The 12,411-nt window shown below is 42.9% G+C and carries 13 protein-coding genes; 6 read left to right on the top strand and 7 right to left on the bottom strand.

The features are described 5' to 3' along the window. Positions 1 to 87: 87 nt before the first annotated feature. A complete protein-coding gene (gene acpP, locus CHRO_RS08560; protein ID WP_015153804.1) occupies positions 88 to 339 on the bottom strand; it encodes an acyl carrier protein in 252 nt (83 codons plus the stop codon). A gap of 373 nt (positions 340 to 712) precedes the next feature. Between acpP and CHRO_RS08555 the strand changes: the two genes are divergently transcribed. The 5 genes from CHRO_RS08555 (at position 713) to glsA (ending at position 4,605) form a co-directional block, all read left to right on the top strand. Next, positions 713 to 1,618, top strand: coding sequence for a CoB--CoM heterodisulfide reductase iron-sulfur subunit B family protein (locus tag CHRO_RS08555; RefSeq protein ID WP_015153803.1), 906 nt, complete (start codon positions 713 to 715; stop codon positions 1,616 to 1,618). Between the two features lie 143 nt (positions 1,619 to 1,761). Beyond that, positions 1,762 to 2,610: a diaminopimelate epimerase gene (gene dapF / locus CHRO_RS08550; protein WP_015153802.1), complete on the top strand. Its 849-nt coding sequence runs from the start codon at positions 1,762 to 1,764 to the stop codon at positions 2,608 to 2,610. Between the two features lie 35 nt (positions 2,611 to 2,645). Beyond that, positions 2,646 to 3,104 (top strand): cupin domain-containing protein, encoded by a 459-nt coding sequence (locus tag CHRO_RS08545; RefSeq protein WP_015153801.1) that lies wholly within the window; start codon positions 2,646 to 2,648, stop codon positions 3,102 to 3,104. A 20-nt stretch (positions 3,105 to 3,124) separates the two neighbouring features. Then, entirely contained in the window at positions 3,125 to 3,679 is a 555-nt protein-coding gene (locus CHRO_RS08540) for an SMI1/KNR4 family protein (protein WP_015153800.1), read from the top strand. Positions 3,680 to 3,699: 20 nt separating this feature from the next. Beyond that, positions 3,700 to 4,605, top strand: a complete 906-nt coding sequence (gene glsA, locus CHRO_RS08535; protein WP_219336114.1) for a glutaminase A — start codon at positions 3,700 to 3,702, stop codon at positions 4,603 to 4,605. Between the two features lie 76 nt (positions 4,606 to 4,681). On the opposite strand, the gene xseB is transcribed toward glsA, so the two are convergent. The 3 genes from xseB to xseA form a co-directional block, all read right to left on the bottom strand. Beyond that, positions 4,682 to 4,930, bottom strand: a complete 249-nt coding sequence (xseB, locus tag CHRO_RS08530; RefSeq protein WP_015153798.1) for an exodeoxyribonuclease VII small subunit — start codon at positions 4,928 to 4,930, stop codon at positions 4,682 to 4,684. Between the two features lie 120 nt (positions 4,931 to 5,050). Beyond that, positions 5,051 to 7,063: a glycoside hydrolase family 55 protein gene (locus CHRO_RS08525; RefSeq protein ID WP_015153797.1), complete on the bottom strand. Its 2,013-nt coding sequence runs from the start codon at positions 7,061 to 7,063 to the stop codon at positions 5,051 to 5,053. 124 nt (positions 7,064 to 7,187) lie between these two features. Further along, positions 7,188 to 8,423 (bottom strand): exodeoxyribonuclease VII large subunit, encoded by a 1,236-nt coding sequence (gene xseA / locus CHRO_RS08520; RefSeq protein ID WP_015153796.1) that lies wholly within the window; start codon positions 8,421 to 8,423, stop codon positions 7,188 to 7,190. A gap of 430 nt (positions 8,424 to 8,853) precedes the next feature. Here xseA and recA point away from each other — a divergent pair, with 430 nt between their 5' ends. After that, positions 8,854 to 9,930, top strand: a complete 1,077-nt coding sequence (recA, locus tag CHRO_RS08515; RefSeq protein ID WP_015153795.1) for a recombinase RecA — start codon at positions 8,854 to 8,856, stop codon at positions 9,928 to 9,930. 57 nt (positions 9,931 to 9,987) lie between these two features. Here recA and gshB read toward each other — a convergent pair whose 3' ends face one another. The 3 genes from gshB to rsgA are packed head-to-tail and all read right to left on the bottom strand — an operon-like array spanning position 9,988 to position 12,388. Then, a complete protein-coding gene (gshB, locus tag CHRO_RS08510) occupies positions 9,988 to 10,959 on the bottom strand; it encodes a glutathione synthase (protein ID WP_015153794.1) in 972 nt (323 codons plus the stop codon). A gap of 4 nt (positions 10,960 to 10,963) precedes the next feature. Continuing rightward, a complete protein-coding gene (grxC, locus tag CHRO_RS08505; RefSeq protein WP_015153793.1) occupies positions 10,964 to 11,236 on the bottom strand; it encodes a glutaredoxin 3 in 273 nt (90 codons plus the stop codon). A 45-nt stretch (positions 11,237 to 11,281) separates the two neighbouring features. Then, positions 11,282 to 12,388, bottom strand: a complete 1,107-nt coding sequence (gene rsgA, locus CHRO_RS08500) for a small ribosomal subunit biogenesis GTPase RsgA (RefSeq protein ID WP_015153792.1) — start codon at positions 12,386 to 12,388, stop codon at positions 11,282 to 11,284. Positions 12,389 to 12,411: the final 23 nt, after the last annotated feature.

The raw sequence follows: 12,411 nt of genomic DNA, 5'->3' as shown, positions 1-12,411 counted from the left end.
CCCTTCGGGTGTCTACGCCCTACGTCATTCGTCATTTGTCATTGCTGGCGAACAAAGGACAAATGACAAAGGACAAGTGACTAACACTTACGCGGATGTAGCAACTTTATTGTTGATGTAGTCCACAGCTTCTTGTACCGTGGTGATCTGTTCGGCTGCTTCATCAGGAATTTCAATATCAAATTCTTCTTCTAGAGCCATTACCAGCTCTACTGTGTCCAGAGAATCGGCATTGAGATCGTTGGCAAAATGAGCCGAGGGCGTGACCTTACTGGCTTCAACGCTTAGTTGCTCGGTGACGATTTTCTTTACTTTTTCAAAAATTTCCGTTTCGCTCATACGATGACTGTCCTTAACCAGTTGCTAGACCTTGAACTTAGGTAAAATGCTTTTGAGCATATTCATCTTATCGAAAAGCGCGATCGTATATCTCTCCACATGGTCTATTTTCTTTTTGTCACTAAATGAGAGGTGAGAGAGAAGGGTAGCCAGGATATCCTTTTCAGGCTCGATCTATCAGCGAACTCTGGAAGAATTACGACTCCAATCTGTTTCTGTGATGACAAAGACTGTACGGGTTAACGTAGAAACCTAGTGGAAATACTAGCGATCGCCCAGGGCTATCAAACAATCACCTGCGACTATCAAAGCGTTAGCTTAGAGTTATATTCTTCTTACCCCTGACTCCTAAACCCTATTGACTATATTTACCATGTCATCTACAGCTTTAAAATACGCATATTACCCTGGTTGTGTCGCTCAAGGTGCTTGTCGGGAATTGCACCTATCAACTCAAGCGCTAACTCAAGCTTTAGGAATTGAACTAATAGAGCTAAAAAAAGCCGCTTGCTGCGGTTCTGGTACGTTTAAAGAAGATTCGCAATTGCTAGAAGATACTGTTAATGCCAGGAATATTGCTTTAGCAGAAGAATTAAACTTACCTCTTTTAACTCATTGCAGCACTTGTCAGGGTGTCATCGCTCACGTTGACGATCGCCTTAAAGAATCTCAACAAAGCGATCCAGCTTATCTAGATAAAGTTAACGGTTTTCTCCAAAAAGAAGGCTGTTCCCCCTATCGTGGCAGTACGGAAGTCAAGCATTTACTTTACGCGCTGGTGACGGATTATGGTTACAAGGCAATTCAGCAAAAAGTCACCAAGTCTTTGAGCGGTTTAAAGTGTGCGGCTTTCTATGGTTGTTACCTACTGCGCGCTCGTAAAACTATGCCCTACGACGATCCATTTAATCCTCAAGCAATGGAAAATATGTTTGAGGCAGTGGGAGCAACACCAGTATATTATCGCGGACGCACGCAATGTTGCGGTTGGCCTCTTTCCAGTTATGCCACCGAACAATCATTTAAAATGGCAGGAATGCACATTCAAGATGCGATCGCCACTGGTGCAGATTGTATGGTGACACCTTGTCCTTTGTGTCATTTAAATCTCGATTCTCGTCAACCAGAAGTTGAGAAAGTTATCGGGAGAAAACTTGGTTTACCAGTCTTACATTTTCCACAATTAATTGCTTTGGCGTTAGGAGTTGCACCGAAACAATTAGGATTAGAACGACATATTGTTTCTACCCGTCCGGTGTTGGAAAAATTGGGATTGTGATCTTTGGATAAAAGAGGGCGGGTTTGTGAAGATCCTGACGTGAAAGAGGGCGGATTTGTGAAGCTCTTCATTTTTATCAAAGCTCGTCAATAAACCCGCCCCTACAGCATTACGGACAAAATTATATATTTTGACTTTCACAAATGGCAACTGATTTTTATAAATATCATGCTTTGGGGAATGACTATATCGTTATCGATCCTAATGTAGTTAATTTTACCATCAACGAAAACGCGATTAAATTAATTTGCGATCGCAATTTTGGTATCGGTTCCGATGGTATCTTATATGGACCTATTCTTGTAGGGGAAAAGATAGAACTGAGAATTTTTAATCCCGATGGTAGCGAAGCTGAAAAAAGTGGCAATGGGATTCGGATTTTTTCGAGATATTTAGTTGATGCGCAATATATTAAGACAAATGAATTTAGTTTAACAACTTTAGGTGGCGAAGTTGCTGTAGAAATTTTGAATCCAGAGGCAACGCTGATAAAAGTTGATATGGGAACTGTTACTTTTCAAAGTGAATTAATTCCTGTAGCTGGTTCGCCTCGACAAATGGTTGATACTGAATTGCAAGTAGATGGCGTATCTTTAAAAGTAACTTGTCTATCTATTGGCAATCCTCACTGCATCATTCCTATAGCACAAGTGTCGCGAGAACTTGCTGTTACTTTGGGTAGTAAAATTGAAAATCACCCAATTTTTCCTAACCGCATAAACGTACAGTTTTTACAAGTTCTCGATCGCCAAAATATTAAAATTGAAATTTGGGAGCGGGGGGCTGGTTATACTTTAGCTTCTGGTAGTAGTAGTTGTGCGGCTGCAAGTGCTGCTTATAAATTAGGCTTGGTGGATGATACAGTTAAAGTACATATGCCAGGAGGAGAAATTGAGATTGAAATAGAAGGCGATCGCGTTTTTATGACTGGTAGTGTATCGGCTGTAGCTCAAGGTGAATTTGCTGCGGATTTCCTCAGAGATTTTAACTAGGTTTTTGTTTGAGTTTTTATAATTTTAATAAAGAAATGTTTATCGATCCTGAAAATATACCGGAGAAGACGGGAACTAACTATCCTGATGAGTTTAAATCGGTTGTAGCAGGACGTTATCGAAAGAGACTGGGTGATGCAGCGGGATTGAAAAATTTTGGTGTAAATTTAACTCGATTATTGCCTGGTAGTTGTTCTGCTTTAAGGCATTGGCATACAAAACAAGATGAATTTATTTATATTGTGTCAGGGGAATTAGTTTTAGTTACTGATGAAGGCGAACAAATTTTAACCGCAGGTATGTCAGCAGGTTTTCCGGCTGGGGTTGCCAACGGACATCATTTAATCAATCGTTCAAATACAGATGCGGTATATTTAGAAATTGGCGATCGCACTCCTGACGATGAAGCTGATTATCCTGATGTCGATCTGATTGCTAAATTGAATCCTGAAGGTTGGGTTTTCACTCGCAAAGATGGAAGTTTGTATAGTTAAGGTAATAAATAAAGTTTTTTATGGAAGAAATTTGGCAGCGCATAGACTTATGGCTTCAAGTCAATGCACCACAAATTTTTGAGACATTGCAATCTGGTGCTTCTGAGGCTCAAATTGCCGAGCTTGAAACAATACTCTCCATCAAGCTATCTGAAGATGTAAAAGCATCCTACCGCATTCACAACGGTCAGTCTATCTATAAAGAAGGATTATTTGAGGGACGAGAGTTTTTATCGCTCAACCGGATTCGAGATGAATGGGAAGTTTGGAAAGATCTTCTCGATTCTGGAAAATTTGAAGGCTATGAAAGCGACCCTGATAGAGGAATTCGTAACAATTGGTGGAATGAGAAATGGATTCCAATTACCTACGATGGAGCTGGTAATCATGACTGTTTAGATTTAGATCCAGCAGATGGCGGAACTGTAGGGCAAATCATGACAATGTATCATGATTCGAGCGATAGAAAGATTGTATCTTCAAGCTTGCGTGAGTGGCTTCAGAAATATGCTGATGAGTTGGAGTCGGGTCGGTTTATACTGCAAGAAAATTATGGAATACAACCCGTTGAATAACCTTGTATAACAGACAAACATTGAAATCTCTGAGCCAGACGCAACTAGAAACTTGGGTAATGCAAGCACGCAGGCATACTCAAGAAGGAAAACTACCTAAATACATTCCTCTATTAGCCCAAGCTAATCCAAATTGGTTAGCAGTGCAAATTCAAACTGTGACAGAACAAAGCTATAACGCAGGCGATACTCATTGTACTTTTCCGTTAATGAGTGTTGTCAAGCCCTTTATTTTGCTATTTTTGTTACAGCAATTAGGTGCAAAAGTAGTCTTCTCTCATGTAGGAATGAAACCATCCGATCTGCCTTTTAATTCTCTAACTCAACTGATAGCAGATGAAGGTTTTCCTCGCAATACAATGATCAATAGTGGCGCGATCGCACTTTGTTCTATCCTCCCAGGTATCAATGCATTTTCTCGCTGTGAAAATCTCCGTTTGTGGCTGAATCAAACCGCAGGTTGTCAGCTAACTCTAGATAACCAAATGCTTGATTCCGTGCGTTCTTTACCTAACGATCGCAACCTTGCGATAACTCGACTATTAACTAAAGCTGGCAATATTCACTCGCCAGAAACTACTCTAGATGCATACAATCATGTTTGCTGTTTAGCTGGTACGGTAGCTGACTTAGCACGGATAGGAATGTTACTCGTACAAGCTCATGACGCGATCGCGCCCCAAAACCGTCGTATAGTAAATGCAACTATGATGACTTGTGGTTTATACCAAGCTTCAGCACGTTTTGCCTCAGAAGTAGGCTTACCGACAAAATCGGGAGTTAGTGGGGCAATTTTATCAATTGTGCCAACTCAAGGTGCGATCGCGTGTTACAGTCCTGGTTTAGACGAAACAGGTAATTCCAAAGCTGGTATATTCTTAATACAGCAACTCGCTCAAAATTTGAATTTAAGTATATTTGGCTAACCTTTATTTTTTGACGATAAGTTTTACCCAAAACACTCTACCAGTTTTTGACTTCTCACTTTTGACTTTTGACTTTTTAAGATTCATTATTCAAAGTTTCAATTAACAAATCCACTTGTTGCTGTCGTTGTTGCAAAAAAGTTTCGCACTGTTTCAACTGCTCTACAGCTTGAGTAAATTGCTCGAACACCTCTTCCAATTCTAACTCGCCTGCTTCAATCCGAGAGATAAGTGACTCAACTTCTGCTACAGCTACTTCATATTTCCAAGTATCGGGTAAAGGTGAAGTGTTTGATTTAGTTTTGGAATTGGAGTTACGAGACATACCAAAAGAATTTGCGAATAAGAGAGTTTGCTAAACGAACTTTTATTTTACATATTAGTAAGCTTACTTCAATAATAGTATAGGTGGGCAATGCCACCCTACTACTTTTGAATTTTTTCGCTATTTATACCCCACAAACAAAGGCATTCTACCAGGAAAATCCTTACTCAGTAGTTGGCGCTTCACGCCGTTCCGAGTCTCTTCTACTTGAATATCATAGTTTTTGTTCTCACCATAAGCACTGACAGAATAGATTAATGACTGACTAGAGTTATTGCTAATAAATGCAGCTTCCTGCTTTTCTTGAGCAGTAAAGTCATGTACTGGATAGATTAAAGTTCCCAAAACTTCTGTTTTACCACCTTTAGTAGTATTGATTACAGAACCCTTACCCTCCGTTTTTAGTCCCAAAATCCAGAGCGTCCCGCCTTTATTTTCAATTTTAGTACGTGCTGCATCTAAAGTTTCAACATTTAACTGCCTCGCCCAAACTTGATGAGGGTAATTAATCCGTAAACTACCTCCTACATCTTCTAAAAATAGCTTGCCAGATTTGGGAAAGTCTTTGTACTCGTAGCCACCATGTTGAATAACAACAGTGCGCGGTGAAGCGTGTTCTATTGTGACTCCATAACCAAATTGTTCGATAATCAAAGGCTTGTCGCTATTTTGCTCGACGCGAAATACAATTCCACCGCCATTCACAATAGACGAAAAGCCGACAATACGTCGAACTGAAGCCGGAACCTTGAAAACTTTTTTATCATGAGAAAAGTACGTACCGAAAGGAAAATAAATAGTCGATTTACCTGAATTGAGTGCATCTTGTAAAGAATCAGTTTCTCCGTACCATTGAGGAGAAAAAGCCATCCAATTAGCTAAATTTTTATCCTCGAAAACTGGTGTTTCTTCAATTGGTAAATTGAGCGATCGCATTGGACTACCAAACAGATTATATATTTTGTCAGAGACATATTCACTTACACTTGTACCAGAAACTATAGTTTCTTTGTGATGAATTGCCGATTTATAACCGCTAGTATTGATATTTCTCGCATATAAATAACCGTTGTTTTCAATAGCACTGGCTTTTGCCGCACCACCTTGAAAATTGCCATCTATAACAATTATCATGCCCGCTGGTGCTTGATTTTGAATGACTGGTACAGAATTTTTACTCTGAAGTTTACGAATTGCTAATGTATTACCATCATTTAAAATACCTGCAACTTTTTGCTGTTGAAGTGTAATTTCCTCGAACGTAGGACCATATTCTAAGTTTTTAGTGACAATGCCGTAGTCAAATCCATTAATTTGTACGTTCTTAATTAAACAAGGTCCTGCCCATTGTCTCGACATATCTAAACCAACTTTTCCTTGTCCGTCACCAGAGCGAATTAAAACATTCCACAGAGAACCAAAATTATTAGAAATATAGTCTATCCCGATCGCGCCTGGATTATTTTTTCCCGTATCTACGGTTAAATCTGTAATATTTTGGCGGAATGACATATTACCATCTATAGTCTGTATGACTGGTTTAGGAGCATTGCGATCGCCAAAACTTTTCGTCTTGTCTTTGAGTTTAATAATACTAATTCCTACCCCTTGTCCCTGCCAACTCATACAGCAACCCTTCCAATTTAAAGTATTGCTGATTAAATAAGTTCCAGCCGGAAAGTACAGAGCTTTTGGCTTGCCAAAATAATCTTGTTCTTCGTCGCGTTCGTCATTTAGAGCTTTTTGAATTGCTGCCGTATCATCTGTAACGCCATCACCTTTTGCGCCATATTGAGTTTTAACATTAGCTGAGATAAAATCGCTCGGAAAAACTTTTTTTATCGGATTGCGATCGATTGTTTTATTAGTAAACGTAGTTGGCGTGATGGCATTACTAGATACTAAAATTGGAGGTTTACTCGAACTGGATTTTTCTGTGGGTGATGGAGAAATAGGCTTTTTTGAAGAATTGGTGTTAGTTATATTAGAGCTAGCTATATCTACCACTTGTAAAGGTGTGGGTCGTGAAAACTTTAGAGCTAATTGCGGGACTAGAAAAATTGCTGCTAATGCTACCCATACAAATAAAATGAACAACCAAATAAATCTACGTAGTTTTGCGGAAATTCTCATACAATAATTCTTCCTAAGCGAACGAAATTCGTGACGACAATAACTCAATTTATCTACACGAACTCAACATACTGTAGAAAGTTTTAACCTGTGCCAGTGGCTTTTGTCTGTAGGGCTAAGAATTTTAGATTTCAGATTGAGAATTCTCGATAATTTTAACTTTGATTTTTCCTTGACTGAGCTGAATTAATAACTCTTGTCCTGGCGCTAACTGAGCAGCCGAACGAGCGATCGCACCGTTTTCTTGCCGAACTACAGCGTAACCCCGTTTCAACACCGCATGAGGATCGAGGCTAGCAAGTTTCTGTGCTAATAAATGACAGTGTTGCCGTGCTTTTTGCGATCGCTGTTGAGTTACCTGAATTAACTGCTGCTTTTTCCAATTTAAAAACTCAATCTCGCGCTGAATTTCTCGGTCTAAACGCAAACGCCCCAACCGACTGCTGAGAGAATAGTAGCGATCGCCTGCTATATCTAATTGTTGCTGTACAACTGCCTGTAGCGTCTCTATCCTCTGCCGATGCTCGGCATACACAACCGCTAAATCTGGTACAACAAGTTCTGCTGCTGCTGTAGGGGTATGGGCGCACACGTCAGCCACCAAGTCTGTTAAAGTCTCGTCTCGCTGATGCCCAATCCCCGTAATCACGGGTATAGAACACTCAGCTACCGCCCGCACAACTCGTTCGTCGTTAAAACAAGCCAACTCCTCCACTGCGCCCCCACCACGGGTAAGAACCAACACCTCCGCCCTTCCGTCTCGTTCCACGCGCTCGATCGCTTTGACAATAGATGCTGGTGCTGGCTCTCCTTGCACGGTAGCAGGCGAAAACAGAACAGATAAACCAGGATAGCGGCGTTTAAGCGTTTTTTGAATATCGCCCCAAGCCGCTGCTGTTGGTGAAGTGACAACAGCGATCGCTTGGGGATGAGCTGGCAGAGTTCTCTTCCGTTCTAGATCGAATAAACCTTCTGCCTCCAGGCGATCGCGCAACTGCCGCAGTCTCAACGCCAGTAATCCCTCCCCCGCTGGTAAAGCCTGCCACACAGTCAGTTGATATTGTCCCCGCTGAGGATACAAACGAATACTACCCAAAACTACGATCTGCTCCCCTTGTACTGGTAGTTGAGCCAAGCGCGACAACTGGCTATTCCACACCACACACTTAATCTCAGCCTTTGTCTCTGGATCTTGCAGCGTCAAAAACAAACCTTTAGAGTGACGGCTAAGACTCGAAACCTCCCCCACAACCCACACTTGCCGCAACACCTCATCATGTTCCAGCAATAATTGAATATACGATGTTAGACCAGCCACCGAGATGACTGCCTCTTCTAATTGAGACTCTGTATAGGACATGAGGACAAGGGGGCGAAGGGGGACAAGGGGGACAAGGGGGACAAGGGGGAACTCGCTCTTCCCCACTCCCTTCGGTCGTGGGGATTAGGGGGCGAAGGGGGACAAGGGGGACAAGGGGGACAAGGTAGATACGAAGATCTCTTCTTAGCGTTCTTCTCAGCGCCTTCGCGTCTTTGCGTGACCTAAAATCATATCTCTGCAAGTAAGCTAAGGAAAACAACAAAGCCAAAAGAAAACCGACGTAATTTTGTATATAAATCAGATAACAACCAAAAATCAGCAAATTATCCCCAATTACGAATTACGAATTCAAAATTACGAATTAGCATATATGCTATGCTGTGCTGGATAAATCTACTAAAATAGTATATCTGCACTAGTTAAAACTAGTTAAGTAAAAGTTTTTACACCTCCTATCCTAGAGGCGCGAATGGCTATTAACAATGATGTTGCTGGCAAGCAAAAAGCCCTGAATCTAGTCCTGAATCAAATCGAACGCAATTTCGGCAAAGGGGCGATCGTGCGCTTGGGAGATGCGACCCGAATGCGCGTGGAAACTATCTCTAGCGGTTCGTTGACGCTCGACTTAGCTCTAGGCGGCGGTTTACCCAAAGGGCGGGTAATTGAAATCTACGGTCCAGAGAGTTCTGGTAAAACGACAGTAGCACTCCACGCGATCGCGGAAGTCCAAAAAGCAGGTGGAATTGCTGCCTTTGTGGACGCAGAACACGCCCTCGATCCAACTTATGCAGCGGCTTTGGGTGTAGATATTGAGAATCTCCTCGTCTCCCAGCCAGACACGGGCGAAGCTGGTCTAGAGATTGTCGATCAGTTAGTGCGATCGGCGGCGGTGGATATTGTGATTGTTGACTCTGTAGCCGCGCTAGTTCCCCGCGCTGAAATCGAAGGTGAAATGGGAGATACCCACGTCGGCTTGCAAGCACGTTTGATGAGCCAAGCTTTAAGAAAAATCACGGGTAACATCGGTAAATCTGGTTGTACCGTAATTTTCCTCAACCAGCTACGACAAAAGATTGGCGTGACCTATGGCAACCCAGAAACGACAACTGGAGGTAATGCCCTTAAGTTCTATGCCTCTGTACGTTTGGATATTCGCCGGATTCAAACCTTGAAAAAAGGCACGGAAGAATTCGGCAACCGCGTTAAAGTCAAAGTTGCTAAAAACAAAGTTGCGCCGCCATTCCGAATCGCCGAGTTTGATATTATCTTTGGCAAAGGCATTTCTACATTAGGTTGTATGGTAGACATTGCCGAGGAAACAGGCGTAATTGTACGCAAAGGTGCGTGGTACAGCTACAAAGGCGAAAACATTGCCCAAGGTCGCGACAATACGATTAAGTATTTGGAAGAAAATACTGAGGTTGCTCAAGAAATTCAGAAACTCGTCCGAGAAAAACTCGACATGGGTGCTGTAGTCTCAGCTAACTCCGTGAAAGCTCACGAAGAAGATGAAGACGAAGATACGGATATGTCTGACGACGAGTAGCTTTTTTGTTTGAATCGGAGTAGAGACGTTACACGTAACGTCTCTACATTTCCTAGATCAAACCTTCGCCTTTTCCAACCATTGCATCACCGTTTCTCCCAGACGAATTCCATTGAGCCTATCGATTTCTCGGATCCCTGTAGGGCTGGTGACGTTCACTTCAGTTAGATAGCCACCGATAACATCAATTCCGACAAAGTATAAGCCGTTTTGTTGTAGGCTGACAGCTAAATCCTTACAGATCTGATGTTCTCGGTCTGTAATTTCAGTTTTGGCTACCGTACCGCCAGCTGCCATGTTATTACGAAAGTCGTCGCTGGTGGAAATTCGATTCACAGCTCCGATGGGTTCGCCGTTGAGTAGAATAATCCGCTTGTCTCCTTCTTTCGCAGCAGGGATAAATTCTTGCACCATCACGGGCATTTTGGCTTGGTAAGTGCTAATTTCTACAATTGAGTTGAAATTGCGATCGCCCTCTTCAAGATAAATAATTCCTTCACCTGCTTTGAGTCCCAGTGGTTTGAGAATCGCTGCCCCTCTTGTTGCTAAAAATTGGCGAATCACCTTTTTATCCGCACTCACAATTGTCTCTGGCATCAAATGAGTAAATTGTAGAGCAAACATTTTTTCGTTGGCTGCCCTCAACCCTTGGGGATTATTGACAACTAAAGTTTTGCTCCGATCGATGAAGTCGAGAATGTAAGTAGCGTAGAGGTAGGGAATATCTACAGGCGGATCTGTCCGCATGAACACAGCATCAAAATTTTCTAAAGGCATCCAGGTGCGATCGCTCAAATCGTACCAAACCAGTTCCGCTACCCAGCGCCCATCCACCAACTGCACGGGTTGAAGTTGTAAGCGTTCTAAAACAGCCCATGCCTTACCTTCAGCTACCCCCAAGCGGCTAGCTTGAGTTATCCACACTTCATGTCCTAAAGCTTGCGCTGCTTCCATCAAAGCAACGCTCGTATCGTGACCTGGATCGAGTTTGTGGATCGGGTCGATAATAAAAACTAGTTTTAAACTCAATGGCTTACGCTCCTTGAGCCGAGGTTAGCAGCGGATCGAGTTTGCCTTGGAAATCCAGATCGTAAATGTCATCGCATCCCCCAATGTGGCGGTCGTCGATAAAGATTTGGGGTACAGAACGGCGACCGTTTGCTCTGTGTGCCATCTGTTTGCGAGCGGCTTCATCACCATCAATACTGTACTCGATAAAATCAACGCCTTTTTTTGCAAGAAGTTGTTTGGCACGAATGCAAAACGGGCAGGATCTCCAGGTGTAGATTTCGACTTTAGGAGCCATAAAAATCTCCAATTTTTTAAGTTAATATTTTTTAAATTTTAGACCCTATTCCTCTGCTTCTCGATATAACTCCTGGAGAGATTGCTGTTGCGTCCGGCGAGACTGGCGGCGATATTTTTTCGTTTCTAGTTTGGGTTCGTACTGACTTTTACCCCGTTTGGTCTTCAGCTTTAAATTCGATTCAGGATTGGCTTGACGAGCTAGCTGTTCTCGATCGGCGATCGCCTCCTCCAACAAGTCCAAATAGTGCTGGTAACGTTCCCAGTCGCCCCGCACGACACAATTGGGTTCGTCGCGGTGCAAGCAATCGCTAAACTGACAACTAGCAACGGCTAAGCGTTGTTTTGCTTCTGGAAAATAGCTTGCTAACTCTTCTGGAGTACAGTCAAGATCGGGTTGATTAAAGCCAGGAGTATCGGCTAGCAATCCCCCTGTAGGTAATTCAAACAGTTCGACGTGCCGCGTCGTGTGGCGACCCCGCAACAGTTTCCCCGATACTTCTCCGACTCGCAATCCTGCTTCTGGGATTAGCATGTTGATTAAACTCGATTTCCCCACTCCAGAGGGTCCAGCAATGACGGTTATTTTCTCTTGCAGGCGCTGGCTCACTCGATCGACTCCAAATCCTTGATGGACACTGATAAATAAAGGTTGGTAGCCCCAGCGATTTAGGCGATCGCGCCAATTATCGATCTGCTGGACTGAGAGCAAATCGCTTTTATTCAAGCACAGACAAATTTCTAACCCCGTAGACTCTGCTTTGACTAAAAACTTACTCAATTGATACGGGTCGAGGTCTGGTTCTGCCAAGGCAAATACCAGCAAAATTTGCTGCGCGTTAGCGATCGCCGGACGATCGAGCTGACTTTGACGGGGTAAGACTTCCCCAATTGCCCCTCGACCACCAGCCCAATCCGGTTCTTCTATGACAACGCGATCGCCAACCATGACTTGCTGTCCTAGCTTTTTCAACCGCGCCCGCCGCGTACACAAGAGAGCTGAGGGAGCTGAGGGAGCTGAGGGAGTAGTTAATTCTGAACCTGGAGCATCTAACCTTACCCAGTAGTAGTTTGCTTGTACTGCTACTACCGTACCCACTAGAGGTGAAGTGTCCTCTATGAGTTGAATTTCAGAATTGTGCAAATCATTCATGCATGACTAACAAACTCTCAAGC

Origin of the sequence: Chroococcidiopsis thermalis PCC 7203, from assembly GCF_000317125.1 — a bacterium.
In the GTDB taxonomy this organism is placed as follows: domain Bacteria; phylum Cyanobacteriota; class Cyanobacteriia; order Cyanobacteriales; family Chroococcidiopsidaceae; genus Chroococcidiopsis; species Chroococcidiopsis thermalis.
The sequence above is the reverse complement of the archived record's forward strand: the minus strand, read 5'-3'. Positions and strand labels throughout refer to the sequence as shown.